Annotated in this window: 20 protein-coding genes; 6 read left to right on the top strand and 14 right to left on the bottom strand. The window is 64.8% G+C overall.

Going from position 1 to position 24,836, the window contains the following annotated elements:
• Positions 1–28 precede the first annotated feature (28 nt).
• The 12 genes from cls to dnaA all read right to left on the bottom strand — a co-directional run bounded on the left by cls (position 29) and on the right by dnaA (position 14,702).
• Positions 29–1,489, bottom strand: a complete 1,461-nt coding sequence (gene cls, locus ABH900_RS11365) for a cardiolipin synthase (RefSeq protein ID WP_429622949.1) — start codon at positions 1,487–1,489, stop codon at positions 29–31.
• 155 nt (positions 1,490–1,644) lie between these two features.
• Positions 1,645–2,058, bottom strand: coding sequence for an ExbD/TolR family protein (locus ABH900_RS11360; RefSeq protein ID WP_429622948.1), 414 nt, complete (start codon positions 2,056–2,058; stop codon positions 1,645–1,647).
• A 3-nt stretch (positions 2,059–2,061) separates the two neighbouring features.
• Positions 2,062–2,487, bottom strand: a complete 426-nt coding sequence (locus tag ABH900_RS11355) for an ExbD/TolR family protein (RefSeq protein WP_005411739.1) — start codon at positions 2,485–2,487, stop codon at positions 2,062–2,064.
• Between the two features lie 59 nt (positions 2,488–2,546).
• Entirely contained in the window at positions 2,547–3,308 is a 762-nt protein-coding gene (exbB, locus tag ABH900_RS11350; protein ID WP_429622947.1) for a TonB-system energizer ExbB, read from the bottom strand.
• 94 nt (positions 3,309–3,402) lie between these two features.
• Complete coding sequence (locus ABH900_RS11345) at positions 3,403–4,071, bottom strand: energy transducer TonB (protein ID WP_429622946.1); 669 nt, start codon at positions 4,069–4,071, stop codon at positions 3,403–3,405.
• 143 nt (positions 4,072–4,214) lie between these two features.
• Positions 4,215–5,411, bottom strand: coding sequence for a tetratricopeptide repeat protein (locus tag ABH900_RS11340; protein WP_429622945.1), 1,197 nt, complete (start codon positions 5,409–5,411; stop codon positions 4,215–4,217).
• A 132-nt stretch (positions 5,412–5,543) separates the two neighbouring features.
• Positions 5,544–6,350 (bottom strand): M48 family metallopeptidase, encoded by an 807-nt coding sequence (locus tag ABH900_RS11335; RefSeq protein ID WP_429622944.1) that lies wholly within the window; start codon positions 6,348–6,350, stop codon positions 5,544–5,546.
• A gap of 69 nt (positions 6,351–6,419) precedes the next feature.
• Complete coding sequence (locus tag ABH900_RS11330) at positions 6,420–7,265, bottom strand: CPBP family intramembrane glutamic endopeptidase (protein ID WP_429622943.1); 846 nt, start codon at positions 7,263–7,265, stop codon at positions 6,420–6,422.
• Between the two features lie 67 nt (positions 7,266–7,332).
• Positions 7,333–9,792 (bottom strand): DNA topoisomerase (ATP-hydrolyzing) subunit B, encoded by a 2,460-nt coding sequence (gene gyrB, locus ABH900_RS11325; RefSeq protein WP_429622942.1) that lies wholly within the window; start codon positions 9,790–9,792, stop codon positions 7,333–7,335.
• 112 nt (positions 9,793–9,904) lie between these two features.
• A complete protein-coding gene (gene recF, locus ABH900_RS11320; protein WP_429622941.1) occupies positions 9,905–10,999 on the bottom strand; it encodes a DNA replication/repair protein RecF in 1,095 nt (364 codons plus the stop codon).
• Positions 11,000–11,993: 994 nt separating this feature from the next.
• Positions 11,994–13,094 (bottom strand): DNA polymerase III subunit beta, encoded by a 1,101-nt coding sequence (gene dnaN, locus ABH900_RS11315; protein WP_005411731.1) that lies wholly within the window; start codon positions 13,092–13,094, stop codon positions 11,994–11,996.
• A 276-nt stretch (positions 13,095–13,370) separates the two neighbouring features.
• Complete coding sequence (gene dnaA / locus ABH900_RS11310; protein WP_429622940.1) at positions 13,371–14,702, bottom strand: chromosomal replication initiator protein DnaA; 1,332 nt, start codon at positions 14,700–14,702, stop codon at positions 13,371–13,373.
• Positions 14,703–14,957: 255 nt separating this feature from the next.
• On the opposite strand from dnaA, the gene rpmH reads away from it, so the two are divergent.
• The 6 genes from rpmH (at position 14,958) to ABH900_RS11280 (ending at position 22,780) form a co-directional block, all read left to right on the top strand.
• Positions 14,958–15,098, top strand: coding sequence for a 50S ribosomal protein L34 (gene rpmH / locus ABH900_RS11305; RefSeq protein WP_005411729.1), 141 nt, complete (start codon positions 14,958–14,960; stop codon positions 15,096–15,098).
• A gap of 5 nt (positions 15,099–15,103) precedes the next feature.
• Entirely contained in the window at positions 15,104–15,598 is a 495-nt protein-coding gene (gene rnpA / locus ABH900_RS11300; protein WP_429622939.1) for a ribonuclease P protein component, read from the top strand.
• Positions 15,598–17,313, top strand: coding sequence for a membrane protein insertase YidC (gene yidC / locus ABH900_RS11295; RefSeq protein ID WP_429622938.1), 1,716 nt, complete (start codon positions 15,598–15,600; stop codon positions 17,311–17,313). Before rnpA ends, yidC begins: the two co-directional genes overlap by 1 nt.
• 131 nt (positions 17,314–17,444) lie before the next feature.
• On the top strand, positions 17,445–20,117 hold the full coding sequence (locus ABH900_RS11290) for a polysaccharide deacetylase family protein (RefSeq protein ID WP_429622937.1): 2,673 nt from the start codon (positions 17,445–17,447) through the stop codon (positions 20,115–20,117).
• A gap of 3 nt (positions 20,118–20,120) precedes the next feature.
• The gene (gene mnmE, locus ABH900_RS11285; protein WP_429622936.1) at positions 20,121–21,470 is read left to right on the top strand and encodes a tRNA uridine-5-carboxymethylaminomethyl(34) synthesis GTPase MnmE; all 1,350 of its coding nucleotides are present in this window, start codon (positions 20,121–20,123) and stop codon (positions 21,468–21,470) included.
• Positions 21,471–21,673: 203 nt separating this feature from the next.
• On the top strand, positions 21,674–22,780 hold the full coding sequence (locus tag ABH900_RS11280) for a glycerophosphodiester phosphodiesterase (RefSeq protein WP_429622935.1): 1,107 nt from the start codon (positions 21,674–21,676) through the stop codon (positions 22,778–22,780).
• A gap of 152 nt (positions 22,781–22,932) precedes the next feature.
• Here ABH900_RS11280 and ABH900_RS11275 read toward each other — a convergent pair whose 3' ends face one another.
• A complete protein-coding gene (locus ABH900_RS11275) occupies positions 22,933–23,703 on the bottom strand; it encodes a rhomboid family intramembrane serine protease (protein WP_429622934.1) in 771 nt (256 codons plus the stop codon).
• Between the two features lie 106 nt (positions 23,704–23,809).
• Positions 23,810–24,772, bottom strand: a complete 963-nt coding sequence (locus ABH900_RS11270; protein ID WP_429622933.1) for a TerC family protein — start codon at positions 24,770–24,772, stop codon at positions 23,810–23,812.
• Positions 24,773–24,836 lie beyond the last annotated feature (64 nt).

Here is a 24,836-nt window from a genome sequence, read left to right as displayed (position 1 = left end):
CGGATGATCGGCGCAGTGTAGCGCCGCGTTACAGCAGGGGCGAGGCCAGACGCGCGAAGGCCTCGGGCAGGCGGTGCAGCCACAAGGAGCGGCCGGCCTGGTCCTGCACGCGGGTGGCGCGGTCGAACTCCCCCTGCAGGAAGTCGGCCAGGGCGGCGACGCGGTCACGGTCGCTGATCATCATCGACAGCTCGAAGTTCAGGCGGAAGCTGCGATGGTCGAAGTTCGCGCTGCCGACGATGCAGACGTTGTCGTCGGCGATGAAGGCCTTGGTGTGCAGCATCCGCGGACCGTACTCGTAGATCTTCACCCCGGCATGCAACAGCTCGTCGAAGTAGGAACGCGCGGCCTGGGTGACGAACCAGGAGTCACTCATCTTCGGCACGAGCAGGCGCACGTCGAGGCCGCCCAATGCGGCCGAGGTCAGTGCCATCCGCGCGGCTTCGCCCGGCACGAAGTAGGGCGTGACCAGCCAGACCCGTTCGTGTGCTTCCTGGATCGCCGCCACGTGCAACCGGTGGATGGTTTCCCAGCCCGAGTCGGGGCCGGACACCAGCACCTGGGCGTTGATCGGGCCGTCGGCGCGCAGCGGCATGTCGGCCGGCCACAGCCGGGCGATGTCGAAGCGCGAGTGGTCCTGGCCACTGGCATACAGCCAGTCTTCGGCGAACACCAGCTGCAGGCTGCGCACCACGTGACCACGGATGCGCATGTGCAGATCGCGGTAGGCGTCGGGCTTGCGGCGCTCATCCTCGTCGTCGGTGATGTTGATGCCACCAGTGAAGGCCAGCCGGCCGTCGACGATGACCAGCTTGCGGTGGGTGCGCAGGTTCAACCACGGCCGCTTGAAGGGTTTGAGCAGTTGCCGCGGGTGGAACCAGACCGCTTCGCCGCCAGCGTCCAGCAAAGGCTGCAGGAAACGGCCGGGCAGGGCGGACGAGCCCACTGCGTCGAGCAGCAGGCGCACCTGCACGCCCGCACGTGCCCGCTCGACCAGCGCGTCGCGCAACGCAGTACCGGCGTGATCGGGATTGAAGATGTAGTACTCCAGGTGCACGTGGTCGCGCGCCTGCGCGATGGCCTCCAGCAGCGCGGTGTAGGTGGCCGCACCATCGACCAGCCAGCTCACTTCGGTGGCACTGCTCGGCGCCAGGCCGGTGGTGGCCTGGGCGATCTTGGCCAGCTCGGTGCAGTCGGCATCCGGCGGACAGACATCGCTGTAGTGCTCCATGCCTGAACGCGCGCGGCCGCGGCGCAGGCGCTGCCGCTTCACCTTCTGCGGGCCCAGCAGGTAGTAGATGAAAAGGCCCAGATACGGCAGCAGTGCCAATGACAGGATCCAGCTCAGCGTGGCCACCGGCTCGCGCTTCTGCAGCATGATCCAGCCCGTCAACGCGAACAGGTACAGCAGGTAGGCCACCGCCAGGATCGAGCCGAGGTGGGCGATGCCGTCGAGCCAGTGACGCAGGGAGTCGAAGAGGGCGAGCATCCGCCGATCATAGCGGGCGCGTGCTCTCTGATGGGGTCAGATCCCTTTTCCGCAGGAAGAGGGATCTGACCCCGACTGCATCCCACAAAAAAAACGCCCCTGTCTCCAGGGGCGTTTTGCAGTCGCGTCATGACTGTTGTGTTGCGGTGTAGCGATTACTGCTGCACGAAACCGATCTTCTTCATCTGAGCGTTCTTCGCGGCGGCCAGAACCTTGGCCATCACGTCGTACTCCGAATCCGGGCTGGCATCGATGCGCAGTTCCGGCTGGTTGGTCGGGTCCTTCTGGACCTCGTTCTCCATCCGCTGCTGCAGCTCGCCAGTATTGATCGGGCTGTTGTTCCACGAGACCTGGTTGCTGGCGTCGATCTTCAGTTCGATCGGCGGCGGCGGTTCGACCAGCTGCGGCGGTGGGTTGAGCACGCGCTGCGGCAGGTCCACGGCGATCGGATACGTCATGATCGGCGCGGTCACGATGAAGATGATCAGCAGAACCAGCATCACGTCCACGAGGGGCGTGACGTTGATGTCTGCCATGGGGCCCTTGCCACCACCACTACTGAATGCCATGGCTTATTGCCCCTTCTCTTTGGTCGCGACGAAGCCGACGTCCAGCATGCCCTGCTCCTGTGCGACCTTGGTCAGGTCGTTGATGACGCGCATCTTGGTGGTGCGGTCACCACGCAGGTTCAGCGGCGGCTGCGGGGTCTGCTGAGCGGCGGTCGCCAAGCGCGACTCGAGAGTCTGCTTGTTGATTTCTTCGTCGTTCCAGTAGATCGAGCCGTCTTCCTTGACTGCCAGGGTGATCGGTCCGGAACGCTTTTCGGCGTCTTCCGGCTTCTGGATCAGGTTGGCTTCCGGCAGATCCACCTTGACCTTGTGGGACATCAGGGGCGCCGTGATGATGAAGATGATCAGCAGCACCAGCATCACGTCCACGAGGGGCGTAACGTTGATGTCGGCCATGGGGCCGCCGCTGTTACCACTACTGAAAGCCATAACGGGCTCCGTCTAGATCTTGGTGACTACTTACTTCGTCGCTGGGTCACGCGCCGCAATTAGCGGACGCGCGAGCCGGTGGCGAAGAAGTCGTGCAGGTCGTGCGCGAAGGTATCGAACTTGCTGATGGTCGCGCTGTTGATCTTGCTGAAGAAGTTGAAGGCGAACACGGCCGGGATCGCGACGAACAGACCGATCGCGGTCATGATCAGCGCTTCACCCACCGGGCCGGCAACGGCGTCGATCGAAGCGGAGCCGGTGGCACCGATCTTGATCAGCGCGCCGTAGATGCCCCACACGGTACCCAGCAGACCGACGAACGGAGCGGTCGCGCCGACGGTAGCCAGCAGGGTCATGCCCGACTGCAGGTTGTTGCTTTCGCGGGTGACGGCCTGGCGCAGAGCGCGGTCGACGAACTCCGAACGGCTCAGGTTCTCACCCACGCCACCGGTGGCGCCGCCTTCAGCACGCTGGTGGTGCGCAGCTGCCTGGGCAGCGTCCAGGGCGATCTTGGAGAACGGCTCGGAAGCCGGCTGTTCTTCCATCGCACGGATGGCGTCCTGTGCGTTCGGGGTATCCCAGAACAGGCTGACGACGCGATCAGCGGCGCTCTTCAGGCGGGTCGCACGGAAGATGTTGATGACGGTCCAGTACCAGGACATGGCCGACATGGCGATCAGGGTCAGCAGCACGACCCAGGAAACCGCGAAATCACCCGGCTTGGTGGTCATTTCGTGGATCAGGTGCTCGAAGCCCATCTGCGACAGGGCGTTGGACGGATTGCCCCCGGCAGCAGCGGCGATGAAAAGTTCCTGCAGCATGACGCTTACCTTTGTTGTGTGTGGTGATAAAGGGTGTAGCTAAGCTAAACAATCGAACTGGAAGCGGGGGTGGCCAGACGGCCACCCGGGCGCATCAGTTCAGCGCAAAGTTGACCGGGACGCGAACGCGACCTGCCGCCTTTTTACCGCCAGATTCAGCGGCGTTGAAGCGCCACTTGCGAGCTGCTTCCATCGCAGCACGGTCCAGGTCGCGGTTACGGCTGGACTTTTCCACCGTGACATTGGTGACGTTGCCGCTGGCATCGACATCAATGATCAGGATCACTTCGCCCTGGATACCTGCGCGGAAGGCTGCCGGCGGGTAGCGCGGCGGATTCATGGCCTTCGACGAGATGTCCACGCTGGCCTCGATCGAGGTCGCCGGAGCCGGCGGCGCCGGGGGCGACGGCGGGGTGACGATATCGTTCGGGCGCGGTTCCGGCACGTCCACGACCGGCGCCTGCGGCGGCGGCGGGACCGGCGACGGCTTCGGCGGCGACAGATTCTTCACCGGCGGCGGCGGAGTATCCGTCGGCGGCGGCGGCGGCGGCGGCGGGGGCGGCGGCGGCGGTGCGTCGACGATGGTCACCATGACGTTGCGTTCCTTCTCCGTCACGGCCTTGGGAGCCACGGCTGGGATCAGGAGCATCATGAAGGCGGCCAGATGCAGGGCAATTACAAACGCGATGCCGACGATGCGAGGCCAGCTCAGCCCCTTGTCATCGGGTTGTTCGTACCGGTGAACGACTAGTTGTTCCGTCATGCGCCAAGAGCTCAATAGTGGGGCCGGGATGCCGGGGGCGGAATCCCTGATCAGCGGTGCATGACACCGCAGGAACCTCCAAGCTTATACCAATCCTGAGCGCCTGCGCATCAACTGGGCAGGCGTTCAGGCGTTATTCCTACTTACTTCAGGTTGATGATTTTCTTGGCATCAGCCTGGTTCTTCACGCCCTTCGCCAGCGCCTGCTGGGCGGCCTTCTTGGCCTCGGGGACGCGACCTTCGGCATGCAGGACGCGTGCCAGGTTCAGGTAGGTCTCACCGTCCTTGGAGAGCGGGGCGGCCTTCTGCCACGCATCGATCGCCTGCGGCACCTGGTCGGAGTAGTAGTAGGACTGGGCCAGCGCCAGGTAGACCTGGTAGTCCGGCTTCAGGATGCCCTTCTGCAACCCTTCATTGATGACCGCGATGACGTCCTTTTCCTTGTTCTCGGTGTTGGCATAGATCGAGTACAGCTGCTTGTACTCGCGCTCTTCGGTGAGCTGGCCGCTGCTGCGCAGCTTGTCCATCACCGCGGCGGCCTTCGGCATCTGGTCAGCCTGCATGTACATGTTGGCCAGGTTCAGCTGGGCCTTCTTGTCATTCGGGTTCTTCGCCGCCAGTGCTTCGGCGGTCTTCACCGCTTCACCGGTCTGGCCGGCTTCGGACAGGGCTGCCATCAGCAGCTGGTTCCAGTTGTCCTTCGGTTCGGTGGCGCCGGCGATGGCCTGCTGCAGCACCGGGATCGCTTCCTGGTACCGCTCCAGCTGGTACAGCGCCTGGCCCTTGGCGATCAGTTCTTCCGGCTTGGTCGACTTGCTCTCGGCAAAGTACTTGTCCAGGGTGGCCAGGCCTTCAGCGGTCTGGTCTTCCTGCAGCTGCAGCTGGCCCAGCATCAGCATCGACTGGAAGTGGCCATTGTTGTCCAGGCCGTTGAACTGCAGGACCTGCTTCAGGTAAGCGATGGCCGCCGCAACGTCCTCGGTTTGGTAGGCCGCCTGCGAGGCCAGCTGCGCGGCCAGCGACTTGTCGTACTCGTTCGAGGCGCTGTCGGCCAGGATCGCGTCAGCCTGCTCGCGCGTTTCCGGGAACTTTTCCTTGTTGTAGCTGTCGATCATCTTCTGCAGCTTGCTGCCCATCTTGGCCGACGCCTTGGCGGTCGGCTCCTGGCGGGTCGCGTTCGGGTACAGCGCTTCGGCCTTGGCCTGCTTGTTGCTGCTGCCGCCACGGCTGCCACGGTCCGAGGAACGCGAGGACTGCGCAAAGGCATCGGTGACCACGGCGCCGGTCAGGGCGGTCGCGACGAGGACGGAAAGCACAGCTTTGTGGTTACGGAAAATCATCGTTCACCTCGATCGAACCGCCGGTTAGCGGCAAAGTCGGACTGTCAGAAAAATCTGAGCCGCCAAACGTATCAGAAACAGATGGCGTGAGAAATCGTTTTATGTGCTGCACTACAGCATAAGACTGCGCACTCATCCGCACTTTGGCCGCAGCCCGGCCGCCTGCGCCTGCTGATAGACCGGGGTCAAGCCGGGGGCATCGCGCCGCAGTTCCTGGATCCGGCTGGCCGGATCGGGGTGGGTGGACAGCCACTGCGGGCTCCGGCCGCCACTGGCCGCCATCATGTTCTGCCACAGATCGACCGCCTGGGCCGGGTTGAATCCGGCCTGGGCCATCAGCCGCTGGCCGATGACATCGGCCTCGCTTTCCTGGGTCCGCGAACCCGGCAGCAGGAACGCGGTCTGCGCGCCCATTCCACCCAGCTGGTTGACCGTACTGGCAGCGCCATCGCCATAGGCGGCGCCGGCCAGCGCCCCGAGCACGGCCAGACCGGTCTGCGCCCCCATCTGCCGGGTGATGCGCTCCTCGTGGTGGCGGGCGATGACGTGGCCGATCTCATGGCCGATCACGGCAGCCAGCTGATCTTGGTTCTTGGCCACGGTGAAGATGCCGGTGTTCACGCCGACCTTGCCGCCGGGCAGGGCGAAGGCATTGGGTTCCTTGTCGACGAATACCGCCGTCTCCCACCGTACGCCACGGTACTGGGCTGGCAACTGTGCGACCAAGGCGTTCACCACGCACTGCACATAGCCGTTCTGGCGGCCATCAGTGCTGATCTTTTCCTTCTGCTTGGTCTCGGCGAACGCCTGTGCACCCAGCTGGTCCAGCTGTGCCTGTGATACGCCCCCCACCATCTGGCGTCGCCCGGTCGGCGACGTGGTGGTCGCGCAGGCGCTGACCAGGGTGGTGATGACAAGGGCCAACAGCAGTTGTTTCATGGATCCCCCCGCGTTCATATGTGCAGTGTGTAACGTACCTGCTTAATCTTTCGTCAAGCGGACAGCACGTTACGTTGCGCCAAGAAACACCATCGCGGCAAGGGCAATCGCGTTGTTCAACGCGTGCGCGGCAATCGCGGCCCAGAGGGTGCCGGTGCGCCGGTACAACCAGCAGAAGGCCGCGCCCATGCCGCCATAGACCAGCCACAGCTGTGCCATGCCCAGCAGCGAATTCTTGCTGAGCCCCGGCATTTCATGGACCAGCGCGAATGCCAGGCTGCTGAGGATGATACCCAGCCAGGGGTAGCCGGCCTGCCACAGGCGGCCAAACAGGACCCGGCGGAACAGCAGTTCCTCGTAGGCCGGGGCAAGGATCACCGCGAACAGCACCAGGAACAGCGGGAAACGCGCGATCGCGCTCTGCATCAGTTCCACGTTGGTCGGCACCGGTTCGATGCCGAACTGCTTGGCAAGCAGGGCGATGCCGTTGCTGCCCAGTACGATCAGGGTGGCCACCAACAGGGTCCATCCCCACGTGGCGGGCCGTCGCACGGCTTGGCGTGAAGCCTGCCGCTCTGCGGCGTTTGCCGGGCGCCGCCAGAAATACAGCAGCAGGGCAGCGCCTCCGGTGGAGATCAATGCCATCAGGATCTGTGCCAGGGCACCCGGCTGGCCCACCGCAGCGCTCGTGGCGGCCGGCGTCATGGCCCCCGCATTGGCCTCGGCATTGGCGTAACCGACCATGATGGCGCGGTAGAAGCCCCAGAACAGGCCGGTGACCATGCTCAGGCCGACCAGGGTGACGGCGGCGATACCCAGGTCGATGAAGAAGCTCGCCAACGGCGACACGGCACGTGGCGCGGCGGATGCCGGCGGAACCGGAGGCGGGGCGGAAACCGGGGCGGAAGCGGACATCAGATACCTGCATTCAAGGGACGAAGGCCGGCGCGCCTCCCCGCGCACCGGCCATGTCCCGATTGTGTCAGATATCCAGGTTGGCGACCTTCAGCGCATTGTCTTCGATGAAGTCGCGACGCGGTTCGACGACATCGCCCATCAGGGTGCTGAAGATCTGGTCGGCGGCGACCGCGTCTTCGATCCGCACCTGCAGCAGGCGACGGGTCTCCGGGTTCACGGTGGTGTCCCACAGCTGTTCCGGATTCATTTCACCCAGACCCTTGAATCGCTGGATCTGGCGGCCGCGCTTGGCCTCTTCAAGCAGCCAGTTCTGCGCCTTGGCGAACGAGTCGACTTCGATCGACTTGGCGCCGCGGGAAATGGTCGCGCCCTCGCGGACCAGGCCATGCAGCAGCGTGGAGGTCTGGTGGATCGCGCGCAGTTCGCCGCTTTCGAAGGCCGACATCGGCAACACCTGCACGTGCTGCTCGCCCATGTGGCGACGGGTCACCAGCACCGCTGCCGGCCGCTCTTCATTGGCTTCCTGCAGTTCCAGGCTGAAACGCGGGCTGCCCAGGTTGCCCTGGTTGAGGCGCTTGGCCAGTGCATCAAGGCCTTCGCCTTCGCCGGCATTGCGCAGGCTTTCCAGATCCATCGGCACGAAATCAACCAGCGCTTCGAGCAGGTTGCGGTCGTAACGGTGCGCATTGCGCTCGATCGAATCCAGCGCGGCGGCGTAGGCCAGCAGCAGTTTTTCCAGCGCCAGACCTTCGATGCCGGGCTCGCCGGTGGCCGGCACCAGTGCAGCGTTTTCCACTGCGCTGCTGGCCAGGTAGCTGTCCAGCGCCGGGTCGTCCTTCAGGTACAGCTCCTGCTTGCCCTGCTTGATCTTGTACAGCGGCGGCAGGCCGATGTAGACGTAACCACGCTCGATCAGCTCCGGCATCTGACGGTAGAAGAACGTCAGCAGCAGGGTGCGGATATGCGCGCCGTCGACGTCGGCGTCGGTCATGATGATGATCTTGTGGTAGCGCAGCTTGTCCGGGTTGTACTCGTCGCGACCGATGCCGGTACCCAGCGCGGTGATCAGCGTACCGACCTGGTCGGAAGCCAGCATGCGGTCAAAGCGCGCGCGTTCCACGTTGAGGATCTTGCCGCGCAGCGGCAGCACCGCCTGGTTCTTGCGGTTGCGGCCCTGCTTGGCCGAGCCACCTGCCGAGTCACCCTCGACGATGAACAGCTCGGACAGTGCCGGGTCCTTTTCCTGGCAGTCGGCCAGCTTGCCCGGCAGGCCGGCGATGTCCAGCGCACCCTTGCGGCGGGTCAGGTCGCGGGCCTTGCGCGCCGCTTCGCGTGCACGCGCAGCGTCGACGATCTTGCCGGCGATCGCCTTGGCTTCGTTCGGGTTTTCCTGCAGGAATTCTTCCAGGCGCGCACCGAAGGCGTTTTCCACGGCTGGGCGCACGTCGGAACTGACGAGCTTTTCCTTGGTCTGGCTGGAGAAGCTCGGGTCCGGCACCTTCACCGACAGCACCGCGATCATGCCTTCGCGCATGTCATCGCCGGTCAGGTTGATCTTGGCCTGCTTGGCGATGCCGTTCTGCTCGATGTAGTTGTTGAGCACACGGGTCAACGCACCGCGGAAGCCGGCCAGGTGGGTACCACCGTCCTTCTGCGGAATGTTGTTGGTGAAGCAGTACATCGTCTCCTGGTAGGAGTCGGTCCACTGCAGCGCCACGTCCACGACGATGTTGTTGTGTTCGCCGGTGACCGAAATGACATTCGGGTGCAGCGGGGTCTTCAGCTGAGCCAGATGCTCCACGAAGCTGCGGATGCCGCCTTCGTAGTGGAAATCATCGCGACGGCCGTCGCCGCGCTCGTCGGCCAGCACGATCTTGACACCGGAGTTGAGGAACGACAGTTCACGCAGGCGGCGGGCCAGGATGTCGTAGTGGAATTCCACGTTGCCGTGGAAAGCGACCGTCGACGGCCAGAAGCGCACAGTGGTACCGCGCTTGGTGGTGGTGCCCAACTGCTTGAGCGGGCTCACAGCGGCGCCGTCGCTGAATTCCTGCTGGTAGTGGAAACCGCCCTGGAACACGTCCACCAGCAGTTTCTGCGACAACGCATTGACCACGCTGACACCGACGCCATGCAGGCCGCCCGAAACCTTGTAGCTGTTGTCATCGAACTTGCCGCCCGCGTGCAGGACGGTCATCACCACTTCGGCGGCGGACACTTCGCGACCGAGCTTGGCGCTCATCTGCTCATGCTTGCCGACCGGGATGCCACGGCCGTTGTCGGACACCGACACCGAGCCGTCTGCGTGGATCACAACCGCCACATGATCGGCGTGGCCAGCGAGCGCTTCGTCGATCGAGTTGTCGACGACCTCGAACACCATGTGGTGCAGGCCGGTACCGTCATGGACGTCACCGATGTACATACCGGGACGCTTGCGGACAGCCTCCAGGCCTTCCAGGGCGGTAATGCTGTTGGCGTCGTAATTGCCGTTGTTTGCCGGGGTGTTCTGTTCGTCGCTCATTGCGCTTGCCGTAGGCTCCGCAGGTCGGACACCGCCTGGGGCGATGTGCCGAGAATGAAAGGGTTTCAACCCGAATTATACCAGCCGGGGTCGAGCGGCCCTGTTGTGCCCACTATGGCACAGCCACGATCTGTGCATGTTCCACGTGGAACCGGGCGATGTGGTCCAGTTCCTGCAGCGCCGCCGGGGTTTCAGTGGCGGTGATGAAGATCTGCGCCGGGCCATTGAGCAGGCGCTCCAGTACCCGGGCCTGGTGGGTGCGGTCGAGCTCCGAGGCCAGATCATCCAGTGCGATCACCGGCCACTCGCCACGCTGCTCGGCATAGTCCTCGGCCTGGGCCAGCAGGCAGGCCAATGCCGTCAGCTTTGCCTGGCCACGGGACAGCGCATCGCGACCCGGAATGCTGTGGAAATCCACGCTCCAGTCTGCCCGATGCGGACCGACCGAGGTATAGCCTGCCTGGCGGTCCCGTTCCCGGGCCAGAAGCAGGGCGTCAGCCAAAGGGAGTTCGTGGCGGCGCCAGCCGGGGCTCAGCTCCATCCCCTGGATACCCAGTTGAGGGGCCAGGTTGGCAGCCAACGTTACGGTGCGCTGCTGCAGGCGCTCCAGGTAGTGCTGGCGACGGCTGGTAAGCGGCTCGCCCGCCTCCGCCAGCTCGTGATCCCAAGTATCGAGCATTCGCGAAGGCCCGCCTTGCTTCAACAGCGCATTGCGCTGCTTCAAGGCCCGCGAGTAGCGCCGCCACAGGGACAAAAAATCCGGTTCCACGTGGAACAAGCCCCAATCGAGGAAGCGACGGCGGGGTTCGCCGCCACCACTCACCAGGGCGTGGCTGCCAGGCTCAAACGTCACCACGGCCAGGGCAGCGCAGAGATTCCCGAGCTGGGCGACGTCTTCGCCATCCAATCGCCCCTTCCAGTCATTACCGCTGTGGCGCAGACCGGCCTTTCGGCGATGCGGCGCGTGATTGGCGCGCTGTTCGTCCCATTCCACAAAGATTTCCAGCGCATCCTGGCCCTGCCGGACCAATCCATCACGTACCCGACCGCGGAAACTGCGGCCATAGGCCATCAGGTGCAGCGCTTCGAGCACGCTGGTCTTTCCGGCACCGTTGTCGCCGGTCAGCAGGTTCAAACCCGGCTTGGGCGACAGGTCCACCGCACTGAAGCGACGCAGTTGATGCAAGGCGAGGCGGCGGATCTGCATGGGGCGCGAAAGACCATCCGCACGGGGCGGTAGAAGGGCAGGGAATCCATCAGCTTACTGCATCGGTCAAGACAGGCGCGCCGCGCGGGGTCTAGGTGCAGTTGCTGCTTGAGCCTCGACCTGATCCGGGTGTTTCACGTGCCGATCTTCATGGATCGGCAGCGGCGAGCCGTCGCAAAGGCCGGAGAATCCTTCAAATCTGCGCGGCGCCGCAGGCTCCAACCCCCCAGATCTTAACGATTTCACCGGCAGTGCGAAGAAGGGTGAGGCCATATCAATCGCAGTCAGCGCCGACGCAGCCGCAGATTCCTTGAAATCTGCAAGGGCCTCGTGTGGCACGTTCCACAGAATTCAAGAAATTCTCGGCCTTCGTTTCACACTACCCACAGGAGGCCTGTATGACTTATGCACAAGGTATGGGCAATCTGTGGATAAAAAAGCCCTTTCGTCCTGCCTCAGAAACTATCCACAGGTTCCCCCCCAGCCCCAGGGCCCTCTATACAGGGGGTTTCATGTGCATAAATCCATTTAAAATCAAATAGATAAGGTATTTCTACATAAAATCTGGCTCTACCATCACCACCATGCTTTAGATTTATACCCAGATTTAGAAGCTAGGCTGGGCCCGAATTCCCCCGATCCAAGCCTGTGGACAGAGGCGTCAGCAGAGAACCGGGGCCTGCCTGGTTGGCAGAGTTGATTGCCCTGTCAGCACCGGCTCGCTGACCTGCAAGGAACCAAACGCGGCCCAGATCCAGAATTCGCACTGATGTCGCTCGCGGGAAAGGTCCACGGCCTGCGGAGGAAGCAACCGAGCCAGGTCTGTTCTTGCCTCGACATGACTACCCGCAATGGGATGCAGGATCGCCGAAGAAGACGCAACCTGGCCGCGGCCAGGTCCACGAGTACCACAACGGCGGTGCTCCACGTGGAACCAAAAAAAACGCCCGGGATTTCCCGGGCGCGTTCGGTTCCACGTGGAACAGCACTGCTGTCAGAGGCGCAGCGGCATCACCACATGGCGCGACTTCTCGCTGCTGGATTCACGCACCAGCGCCGAAGAGTTGGAATCGCGCAGCTGGATGATGACTTCCTCATCGCGCAGGGCGGAGAGCGCGTCCAGCAGATAGTTCACGTTGAAGCCGATGGCCAGATCGCTGACCGTGGTATCGGCTTCAATCTCTTCCTGGGCTTCTTCCTGCTCCGGGTTGTGCGCGCTGATCTTCAGGTTGCCCGGCGAGACTTCCACGCGGATGCCGCGGTACTTCTCGTTGGACAGGATCGCGGCACGCTGCAGCGAAGCGCGCAGGGCTTCGCGATCAACCTTCACCTCGCGGTCGGCGCCGATCGGAATCACAGCTTCGTAGTCCGGGAAGCGACCATCGATCAGCTTCGAAGTGAAGGTCACATCGTCGCGCTTGACGCGCACGTGGCTGCGGCCGACTTCCAGCTCGATCTCGCGATCACCGCTTTCCAGCAGGCGCTGCAGTTCGGTCACACCCTTGCGCGGCACGATGATCTGGCGCTTGGAACCGCTGGGCTTGGCCAGGTCGGTTTCGCACAGTGCCAGGCGATGGCCGTCGGTAGCGACGGTACGCAGTGCATCGCCGCGCAGATCGAACAGCAGGCCGTTGAGGTAGTAGCGCACGTCCTGCTGGGCCATCGCGAACGCCGTGCGCTCGATCAGTTCCTTCAGCGTCGCTTCGCCAATGGCAACGCGCTCGGTGGCTTCCACTTCGTCCACCGACGGGAAGTCGTTGGAGGGCAGGGTGGCCAGGGTGAAGCGGCTACGACCGGCCTGCACGGTGATCTTGTCGCCGGTCTGCGAGACGGTGATCCGGCTGCCATCAGGCAGGGCACGGATGATCTCGAACAGCTTGCGTGCAGGAATGGTGGTTTCGCCGTCCTGGGCATCTTCAACCGCGATCCGCGACACCATCTCCACTTCCAGGTCGGTACCGGTCAGCGACAGCTGGCCGTTCTGCACCTGGACCAGGAAATTGGCCAGAACCGGAAGGGTCTGGCGGCGTTCGACCACGTTGACGACCTGTGCCAACGGCTTGAGAAAGGCTTCGCGCTGCAGTGTGAAACGCATGTGGTTCCGTGCCCCTATGCTTTAAAAAAATATGGAATAAATCAAAAGCTTGGTGGTGCTGGTAGAGACAAAATCGCTGGAAAACGATGCTAAGTCTTTGTAAATAAAAGGATTTAATGCCTCGAAACCCTCTGTATTACCGAGCCCCAGGGGGTGGGGAAAGCTGTGGACAAATCCAGCGCGATTTCAAACGCCATTTTTATCCACAACGTGTCCCGTGCTTGCTCCCGGATTCTGCACCGTTTTGTGCGATGACGCCTCATCGGCGTCCGTGCATCATTCGCTCAGCTTCCGGATCAGCTTGTCCCAGTCCTCACGGAGCTTGCCGTCGGTTTCCATCAGGGTGCGGATCTGACGGCAGGCATGCAGCACCGTGGTGTGATCGCGACCGGCAAAGGCGTCGCCGATCTCGGGCAGGCTGTGCTCGGTCAGTTCCTTGGTCAGGGCCATGGCGACCTGGCGCGGACGAGCCAGCGAGCGGGTGCGACGCTTGGACAGCAGATCCTTGATCTGCAGGCCGTAGTAGTCGGCAACGGTCTTCTGGATGTTGGGAATGCTGATCGCCTGCTGCTGGGCGCGCAGCAGGTCGCGCAGGGTTTCCTGGGCGAATTCGGTAGTGATCGCGCGGCCGGTGAAATTGGCGCGGGCGGTCAGGGTATTGAGCGCGCCTTCGAGGTCGCGCACGTTGGAGCGCATCTTCTTGGCGATCAGGAACGCAACATCATCGGGAATCTCGGCACCGCGTTCGCGCGCCTTGGCCAGCACGATCGCGGCGCGGGTCTCGAAGTCGGGTGGTTCGATCGCGACCGACAGGCCCCAGGCAAGCCGCGACTTCAGGCGCGCTTCCAGGCCTTCGACTTCGCGCGGATAGCGGTCGCAGGTCAGGATGATCTGCTGCTTGCCGTCGAACAGCGCGTTGAAGGTGTGGAAGAACTCTTCCTGGGTGCGATCCTTGCCGGCGAAGAACTGGATGTCATCGATCAGCAGCGCGTCCACCTGCTGGAACTGGCGCTTGAACTGATCCATGGTCTTTTCCTGCAGAGCCCGGATCATCGCGCTGAAGAACTGTTCCGAGCGCAGGTACAACACCTTCGCCCCGGGGTTGGCCTGGCGCATGGCGTTGCCGGCGGCGAACATCAGGTGGGTCTTGCCCAGGCCGGTGCCTCCGTACAGCAGCAACGGGTTGTGCGCACGGTCGCCCGGTTTCTGCGCCGCCTGGAAGGCAGCGGCCAGGCCCAGCTGGTTGCTGCGGCCCTCGACGAAGTTGGCGAAGGTGTAATGACTGTCCAGGTTGCCGGCAAAGGGCACCTGCGGCTCGCTGGACATGTGCGCCGACGGGGTGGAAACCGGCGCGTTCTGCACCTCCACAGGCCGCGGGCGCGAGCCGATTTCAAGAAAAACGTCGCTGAAACCGGCGAAATGAGCCAACAGCTCGCGGATCCGGGCCAGGTACAGCTCGCGGACCTGATCGACGATGAAGGCATTCGGTGCATACAGCACCAGGCTGTCCACGCGCAGATCGGCCTGCAATGGCTTCAACCAGGTGTGAACGTCTTCCGGCGGGAACTCCGCTTCGAGGCGCTCGAGACTACGGGACCAAGCATCCATCAGCAATAATCGTCCGGTGGCCGGGGCATGGACGCGACAAGGCGCCCAAACACAGGCCGAAAAGGGGGGAAATGGATGGCTCAGACTACCACCGAGCGCCCGTCATCGGAATGCTTGTCCCCTACTTATTCACAAAAACATCCACAGCTATTGCACAGGCCGATGAATTCGCGTAGCTGCCAGGGGTTGACGCGGGGTGGGGTACCTCTCTAGAATTTCCGGTTCTTTCCGTCCCATTCATACGAGAGGCCCCCAATGGCCACGAAGCGCACCTACCAGCCCAGCAACCTCAAGCGTAAGCGCGACCACGGCTTCCGTGCCCGTATGAAGACCGCTGACGGCCGCAAGATCCTGTCGCGTCGCCGCGCCAAGGGCCGCAAAGTCCTGAGCGCCTGATTGCCATGCCGCATCCAGCGGCAGACGCAATCCCTTCGACAGTGAATACTGCAGACCCGCGCAAGCGATTCCCTCGCTCTGCGCGGGTTCGCACGCGTGCCGAATACTCAACGGTCTTCAACGGCGCCCGCCGTGTGTCCGATCCGCTGATGACCCTGCACTGGCTGCCGGCTGACCGGCCGGCCAGGCTGGGTCTGGCGGTTTCCCGCAAGGTCGATCCGCACGCCGTAGGGCGAAATCGGATCAAGCGCGTCCTGCGCGACATCTTGCGTCAGACACGTACCGATATCCAGCCAGGCGACTTTGTCGTCGTGGCTCGAAGTGCTGCGCGTAATGCCAGCAACGACGAGATCCGCCAGGCCTTCCTGCGCCTGCTGCGGCGCCTGCGTGCATTGCCCACGCCGGGCGTGGACGGCACAATGCCGCCGCCTGATGGCATCGCAATTCCTTCTTTGACCGAGCCGGCATCGCGTCCCGGCCCCGCCGAGCCTGTCCGCTGATGAACCAGACCCGCGTATTCCTGATCTTTGCCTGGCTGATGGTGGCCGTGTTGCTGTGGATGGAGTGGAGCCGTGAAAAGTCCGCTCCGACTCCGCCGCCCACGACCACGTCGGCCCCGGCCACCGCACAGAGTGTTCCGGGTGCGACGCCGGGCAGCGTGCCCAGCGCGCAGGTTCCGGGCGCCCCCGGCCAGGCCGCTGCACCGGCCCAGGCCAGTGCTACCCCGGCCAGCCAGCGCGTGACCGTGACCACCGACGTGCTGCGCCTGGTGCTGGACGGCGGCCGCGTGCTCGACGCCGAACTGCTGCAGTTCCCGCAGACCAAGGACGAAGGCAGCCCGCCGGTGCGTCTGCTGACCGAAGATCCCGCGCATCCCTACAGCGCGATCAGCGGTTGGGCCAGCGAGGACAAGAACGCGCCGGTGCCGGGCGCTGACGGTTTCAAGCTGGTCGGTGATACCAGGGACTTCGTGCTGGCCAAGGGCCAGAACGAGCTGCAGATCCCGTTCGTGTGGACCGCCGACAACGGCGTGACCATCAAGCGCACCCTGATCGTCTCGCGCAACGAGTACGCCGTGCGCTTCAAGGACGAAGTCAGCAACACCGGCACCGCGCCGTGGAACGGCTACGTCTACCGCACCCTGGACCGCACCCCGACCATCCTGTCGCGGAGCATGACCAACCCGGATTCGTTCAGCTTCAACGGCGCCACCTGGTACGACAACGACAAGAAGTACCAGCGTCGTGCGTTCAAGGACTACCTGGAAGACGGCGCGCTGAACCAGAACATCACCGGCGGCTGGCTGGCGATGCTGCAGCACCACTTCTTCACCGCCTGGATCCCGCAGAAGGACCAGACCGCCCACTACGTGCTGTCGCAGGTGGCCGGTCGTGACCTGATCGAAGCGCGTGGCCCGGCCTTCACCGTGGCCCCGGGCCAGTCCACCAGCACCGAGGCGCGCCTGTGGGTCGGCCCGAAGCTGGTCAACCTGATCGCCAAGGAAGACGTGCCGGGCCTGGACCGCGTGGTCGACTACAGCCGCTTCTCGATGATGGCGGTGATCGGCCAGGGCCTGTTCTGGGTGCTGAACCAGGTGCACAAGCTGGTCGGCAACTGGGGCTGGGCGATCGTCGGCCTGGTGGTGCTGCTGAAGCTGGTGCTGTACCCGCTGTCGGCGACCCAGTACAAGAGCGGTGCCAAGATGCGCCGCTTCCAGCCGCGCATCGCGCAGCTGAAGGAACGCTATGGCGATGACCGCCAGAAGTTCCAGACCGCGATGATGGAGCTGTACAAGAAGGAGAAGATCAATCCGATGGGCGGCTGCCTGCCGATCCTCATCCAGATGCCGATCTTCTTCGCCCTGTACTGGGTGCTGGTGGAATCGGTCGAACTGCGCCAGGCGCCCTGGTTCGGCTGGATCCAGGATCTGACCGCACGCGACCCGTACTTCATCCTGCCGGTGATCAACGTGGCGGTGATGTGGTTCACCCAGAAGCTGACCCCGGCACCGGGCATGGACCCGATGCAGCAGAAGATGATGCAGTTCATGCCGCTGGTGTTCGGCGTCATGATGGCCTTCATGCCGTCCGGCCTGGTCCTGTACTGGGTGGTCAACGGTGGCCTGGGCCTGCTGCAGCAGTGGTGGATGACCAAGCGCCATGGCGGCGAGCCGGTTCCGGCGACCACCGCACCGGCCCCGGTCAAGAAGAAGTAAGAGGTAGAGGTCGACCCTGGTCGACCGCTCTTCACGGTCAACCGACCGATGAAAAGCCCGCCGCAAGGCGGGCTTTTCGCATGCGGCGTTAGAATCGCCGGCACACTGTTCCTGCTACCTTCGAGTACGCCATGCTGCGAGCGTCGTCATTCCGCCTGTTCCTGCCCTCGCTGCTGTTGACCCTGGCCGTTGCCGGCTGTGGCGACAAAGAGGCGAAGGCGCCGGCGAGCCCGCTCACCCAGCCGAGTGCGCAGGCTGCCGCTGCCGCCGACCCGGCCGCCGCACCGTTGCTGGCCGCACTGCAGAAGCAGCTCGATGGCTACCGCCGGATCATCGTGCTGCTGGCCGACGAGGAACAGCAATCGGCCGCCGATCGCGGCACGTCCACCCGTGTCGGCCAGCAGCTGTTCCATGATGGACTGGAGCAGCGCACGGCAATCGCCGCTCAGTTCGACACGCTGCTGCGCGGTTCCAGCCCGCAGCGCTTCGTCACCCTCGGTACCGTGCTGGACTACATCGAGTCGGCGCCAGAACTGTTCGATGCCGACCGGCTGGCCTTCCGCGAAGTGCTGCGCGATCTGCATGAGCGGATCGGCACCGACTCGTCGCTGCCAGCGGTGAAGCTGCACCAGCGCATCGGTGAGGATCTGGAAGCGCTCGATGAGATCGAACACAACTACAACCAGGAATTGACCCGCATCTTCAGCCGCTTCGAACGCACCCGCGCCATCGCGCTGAAGCGCGAGAAGTGGGACGACTACATCGCCCACCTGCACAAGGACTACAGCCGCGAAGCGATCCTGCGCGACTACGGCGTGGTCGAGCCGTACCCGATGTCGATGAAGGACAGCGACCGCGAGATCTTCGGCCGCGACCTGCCGGCCAAGACCGTGGTGCTGACGTTCGATGATGGCCCGCACAAGGCGTATACCGATGAGGTGGTGGCCATCCTCAAGCGCTACGACGTGCCGGGCGTGTTCTTCGAGGTCGGCCGCAATCTGGGCAAGGTCGAGAGTGATGGCAAGGTCAGCCTCGGGCCGATGGCGAAGATCAGCCGCAGCCTGATGGAAGAAGGCTATGCCGTCGGCAACCACAGCCTGACCCACGCCCAGCTGTCGCGCACCACCGGCGACGCGCTGCGCCAGCAGGTACTGGACACCGACACCCTGCTCAAGGATGTCGACAACAAGCGCGCGCCGCTGTTCCGCTTCCCGTACGGTGCGCGCAATGCTGAAGGCCTGCAGTTGCTCAACGAAGCCGGCTTGAAGTCGATCATGTGGAACATCGACTCGATGGACTGGGCCGATCCGGTGCCGGAGTCGATCGTGCAGCGCGTGCTCGACCAGGTGAACAAGGAACAGCGCGGCATCATCCTGTTCCATGACATCCACGACCGCGCGGTGAAGGCGTTGCCGCAGATCCTCGACCGGCTGATCGCCGATGGCTACCAGTTCGCTGGCTGGAACGGCCGCGACTTCAGCGTCAGCCGCGCACGCAAGGGTGCTGCTGGCGATGCCACCGTCACCACCGGCTATGAGAAGTCATGGGCGATCGTGGTCGGCATCGACAACTATGCCAAGTGGCCGAAGCTGGAGTACGCCAGCCACGATGCGCAGGCGGTGGCCGACACGCTGACCGGCCAGTTCGGCTTCCCGTCCTCGCAGGTGATCGTGCTGAAGAACGAGCAGGCCACCCGCAACAACATCCTGGCGGCCTTCCACGACCGCCTGGCCGACGACCGCACCGGAAAGAACGACCGCGTGTTCGTGTTCTTCGCCGGCCATGGCGCCACCCGCCAGCTCGCCTCCGGGCGCGACCTCGGCTACATCATCCCGGTCGATTCGGATCCGAAGGAGTTTGCCACCGATGCGATCGCGATGACCGACATCCAGAACATCGCCGAAAGCATGCAGGCCAAGCATGTGATGTTCGTGATGGATGCCTGCTACAGCGGCCTGGGCCTGACCCGGGGTGGACCGTCTTCATCCGCGTTCCTGCGCGAGAACGCGCGTCGCAGCGCGCGGCAGATGCTGACCGCCGGTGGTGCTGACCAGCAGGTGGCCGATGCCGGCCCGAACGGCCACTCGGTGTTCACCTGGGTGCTGCTGCAGGCGCTCGCTGGCAAGGGTGACCTCAACGGCGATGGCCTGATCACCGGTACCGAGCTGGCCGCCTACGTGGCGCCGGCCGTATCGGCGGTCTCGCACCAGACCCCGGCGTTCGGCAGCCTGCCTGGCTCGCAGGGCGGGGAGTTCGTGTTCCAGGTGCCGGACAGCCAGGAATTCCTCAACGCCGATACGCGCCAGCTGACCGCCGATGCGATCGCGCTGAACAACAGGGTCGATGCCGCCAGCGAGGCCAAGGACAGCCAGGCACCGGTGACCGTGGCCGACCTGCAGGGCGGCAAGGCCAAGCTGGTGGTGCCCACCGCAGGCCCCGCCTCCGATCGCCAGCGCGCGCAGCAGGCCAATGACCGCGGCCTGCAGCTGTACCGCGAAAAGCAGTACGACGAGGCCGCCGTGCAGTTCGCCGAAGCGTTGAAGCTGCGCCCGGACTTCGCCCAGGCGGCCAACAACCTCGGCTTCGTCTATTACCGCCAGCAGCGCTATGCCGAAGCGGCACGCTGGCTGGAGAACACCCTGAAGATCGACCCGTCGCGGGCGGTGGCCCATCTGAATCTGGGCGATGCCTACTTCAACGCGGGTGACAAGGCCAGGGCCAAGCAGGCCTACACCACCTACCTGGCGCTGCAACCGCAGGGCAGTGGTGCCGCACAGGCGCGTGCGCAGCTGGAGAAGCTCTGAGCGATGAACGAGGTGATCCGCACCGACACCATCGTGGCCATCGCCAGCGCGCCCGGCGCGGGTGGCGTCGGCCTGCTGCGCCTGTCCGGCCCGCGTGCCGCGGCGATCGCCAATGCGCTGGGCGCGCCTGCACTGCGTCCGCGCCACGCGCACTACGCACGCCTGCGCGATGCCGATGGGGATGTGATCGACGATGGCATCGTGCTGTGGTTCCCGGCACCGAACAGCTTCACCGGCGAAGAGGTGGTGGAACTGCAGGGCCACGGCAGCCCGGTACTGCTGCAGCAACTGGTCGCGCGCTGCATCGCGCTCGGCGCGCGCCAGGCGCGGCCAGGCGAGTTCAGCGAGCGCGCCTTCCTCAACGGCAAGCTCGACCTGGCCCAGGCCGAGGCCATCGCCGACCTGATCGCCGCCGGCGACAACCGCGCCGCGCGCGCCGCACGCCGTTCGCTCGATGGCGTGTTCTCGCGCCGCATCGACGCCGTGGTAGAGCAGCTGGTGCTGCTGCGCATCCATGTGGAAGCGGCCATCGATTTCGCCGACGAGCCGCTGGACACCTTGGGCGGTGCGCAGGTACGACGTGGGCTGGAACAGGCGCGCGGAGACCTGGCTCTGCTGCGTCGGGATGCCGAACGCGGCCGCCGCCTGCGCGATGGCCTGCATGCGGTGCTCATCGGGCCCCCCAACGCCGGCAAGAGTTCCTTGTTGAACGCACTGGCCGGCAGCGAGCGCGCCATCGTCACCGACATCGCCGGCACCACTCGCGACACCCTGCGCGAGACCATCCGCCTCGACGGACTGGAGCTGACCCTGGTGGATACCGCCGGTCTGCGCGACGGTGGCGATGCCATCGAGCGCGAAGGCATGCGACGGGCCCATGTGGAGATCGAGCGCACCGACCTGGCGCTGATCGTGCTGGATGCGCGCGATCCGGCGGCCGGTGAAGCGGCGTTGGGCGAGGCTGTGGCGGCGGTGCCGCACAAGGTCTACATCCACAACAAGTCGGATCTGCTGGCGGCGCTTCCGGCGCTGGACGATCCGGACCGCGTGTTCGTCTCCGCGGCGACCGGCGCTGGGCTGGAAGAGCTGCACGCGCGCCTGCGTGGCATCGCCAGCGCAGGGGCAGGCGAGCAGGTGGACGGCGAGTTCTCCGCCCGTACCCGCCACGTCGATGCGATCGAGCGTGCGCAGGAACATGCGCGGCGCGCCGATGGCGAGCTGGCCCATGAGCACCTGGAGCTGGCCGCAGAGGAACTGCGGCTGGCGCACGACGCACTGGGCGAGATCACCGGCCAGATGAGTGCCGATGATCTGCTGGGACGGATCTTCTCCAGCTTCTGCATCGGCAAGTAGGCCCAGGGGTCAGATCCCCGCAGGGGCTCTGACCCCGACATCGAACAATCGCGCGGTTCATGCTCCGGTAGACGCCAACCTTGGTCGGCGACGACCGGATACATGGGCTCGGAGCCCTTTCGTGGATCCGAGCCAGGTTCCCCCAACCTGTCACATTGCCGCCGCATACTGACGCCCATCACATACCGCTTGGGGAAGTCGCAGTGAAGTCGTGGGGTTGTGCGTTGCTGTTGTCGCTGGCCGTGGCACCATCGGTGGCCATGAGTGCTGAATCTTCCACCTCGACGGCAGCCAAGGTGTCGGTCTACGGCCACCGCGGCGCCAGCGCGCTGCTGCCCGAGCACACCCTGGCGTCGTACGCGCAGGCGATCGCCGATGGCGCCGACTACATCGAACCGGATCTGGTGATGACCAAGGACGGCGTGATGGTGGCCCGCCACGAGAACGAGATCGGTGGCACCACCGACGTCGCCTCGCATCCGGAGTTCGCCAGCCGCCGCACCCGCAAGGTGATCGACGGGCAGAAGGTCGAAGGCTGGTTCACCGAAGACTTCACCCTGGCCGAGCTGAAGACCCTGTACGCACGTGAGCGCCTGCCGGAACTGCGCAGCACCGCCTACGATGGCCAGTTCCGCATCGCCAGCCTGGACGAGATCCTCGCATTCCTGGTGCAGCAGGCCGGGCGCGCCAACCGCGGCATCGGCCTGGTGCCGGAGATCAAGCACCCGACCTACTTCCAGTCCATCGGCCTGCCGATGGAAGACAAACTGCTGGCCGCGCTGCGCGGCAACGCCTATACCAACGTCGGCCCGGTCACCATCCAGTCCTTCGAGACCGCCAACCTGCGCTACCTGCGCGGCAAGATCGGGCGCGGCAGCAACATCCGCCTGCTGCAGCTGCTGTGGAAGGGCGACACCCAGCCGGCGGACATCGCCAAGGCTGGTGGCACGCTGACCTACGCGCAGATGATGCTCCCGGCCGGCCTGAAGGACATCGCCACCTACGCCGACGGCATCGGGCCGGAGCTGCGCTCGATCATTCCGCTGGATGCCAAGGGCGCGCTGGGGGCGCCGACCGCGCTGGTGCGTGATGCGCACGCGGCCGGACTGATGGTGATCCCGTACACCTTCCGCCCGGAAAACCACTTCCAGCCCAGCAACCTGCGCAAGGGTGCCGACACCGCGCGCAACGCCGAAGGGTCGATCGCCGAGATGCGCGCCTACCTGGCCACGGGCATCGATGCCTTCTTCACCGATGACCCGGCGCTGGGCCGGCAGGCGGTGGACGGGATGGGCACGGCGGGCAATTGATTCCGGTAGTGGCGGGGGGGGGGGGGGGGGGCGGGGGGCGGGCGCGCCGCCCCCCCCCCCCCCCCCCCCGCCGGCCCGCCCGCGCCCCCCCCCCCCCCCCCCCCCCCCCCCCCCGCCCGGGGCCCCGCCCCGCGCCCGGCACTACCGTTGCTTCAACCGCGCGGGTCGTCCGGCCGACGGAACGGCTGGACCACGTAGTCCTGGCCCTCCCGCGGTTGCCACAGTACCGGCACGCGTTGCGGTGACGGTGGCTCCAGTTCGTCATCGGCCAACGGTTCGGCCTCTTCCTCTTCGTCTTCCCAGCTGTAGCGCTGGCGCGGGGCCACCGGGTCGGCGGTGCGGAACAGCAGCGCAGCGATGATGCCGGCGAACGCACCGCCCATGTGCGACTGCCACGAGACGCCATCGGCGTGGGGCAGGATGGTCATCAGCATGCCGCCGTAGAACAGCATGCCGATCAGGCCGGTGGCGATCGCCGCGCGGTCGCGGCGCAGCAGACCGAGGCTGGCCAGCAGGAACATCAGGCCGTGGGTCACGCCACTGGCGCCCAGATGCACGCTGCCTGGATTGCCGAGCATCCACGCGCCCAGGCCCGAGCCCAGCCACAGCAGGGGCAGCGCGCGTACCGTGGCTTTCGGGTAGACGCTGCCGGCCAGGGTGCCCAGGATCAGGATCGCGAAGCTGTTGGCGGCAATATGCTCGAACGAGGCATGCAGCATCGGGCCACCGATCAGGCCGAGCAGGCCCTTGGCCTCCAGCGGCGCCACTGCCCACGGCCGCCAGTCGAACGTGCCCTGCAGGGCAAACACGGCCATCAGCACCAGCACGGCGGCCAGACTGACGTTGAACGCCCGCAGGATGCGCGAACGGTCAGTGCGGGGGCCCGGCGCATCGCCGGCGGGCAGGGGCGCGTTGTTGTTCATACCTCAGCAATGGCGGTGACTGCCGCGAAACCAAGGCCGCCGCGGCGGGAGAGTGGGTGCGGCCGACGGGACAATCCCGTCGGCCGCGCCGTTCAACGGTTCAGGCTCAGGCCTGGCCTTCGCCTTCCTTCGGCGGGTACTTCAGGCTCAGCACCACGGTGGCGGCGATGATCACCGCGACCACGCCCAGCGACACCGGGGTCGGGATCTTGAACAGGTCGATGATCATCATCTTGATGCCGATGAAGCCCAGCACCAGCGCCAGACCATACGGCAGCAGGTGGAAGCGGTCGGCCATGCCGGCCAGCAGGAAGAACATCGCGCGCAGGCCCAGCACCGCGAACACGTTGGAGGTGAGCACGATGAACGGGTCGGTGGTGATGGCGAAGATCGCCGGGATGCTGTCCACCGCGAAGATCACGTCGGTGACTGCGATCAGGATCAGCACCGCGAACAGCGGAGTGAACCAGCGCACGCCATCGCGCTTCACGCTCAGCGCGTTGCCGGCGTAGTCCGGCAGCAGGCGCAGGTGCTTGCGCATCCAGCGCAGGGCCGGATTGGCCTCCAGGTCAGGCTCCTGGCCGGCGGCGAACCACATCTTCCAGCCGGTGAACAGCAGGAAGGCGCCGAACACGTAGAGCAGCCAATGGAACTGGGTGATCAGCACGCTACCGGCGAAGATCATGATCGTACGCAGCACGATCGCACCAAGGATGCCGATGATCAACACCTTCTGGCGCTGTTCTTCCGGTACCGCGAAGTAGCTCATGATCATCAGGAAGACAAAGATGTTGTCCACCGCCAGCGCCTTCTCGACCAGGTAGCCGGTCAGGAACTCGAGGCCGACCTTGTTGGCCACGACCTGGCCGGCCGTCTCGTTCAGGTAGAACCAGAGGCCGCCGTTGAAGGCCAGCGCCAGCGCGACCCAGCCGATGGACCACCACAGGGCCTCCTTGAAGGTGACCTTGTGCGGGCCACCATGGCGCATCAATACGAGGTCGACCAGCAGGGCGATGACCACCACCGCTGCGAAGCCGCCCCACAACCACAAATTACCGATCGTATGCATGGGTTTGTCCGTTGGGAAAATGAAAAATGCCTCAAGCCGGACGGCGAGGATCTGCAACGGAGGA

Origin of the sequence: Stenotrophomonas sp. AN71 (genome assembly GCF_050435725.1) — a bacterium.
Classification (GTDB): domain Bacteria; phylum Pseudomonadota; class Gammaproteobacteria; order Xanthomonadales; family Xanthomonadaceae; genus Stenotrophomonas.
Note: the sequence above shows the minus strand (reverse complement) of the source record. Positions and strands in the feature narration are given on the sequence as shown.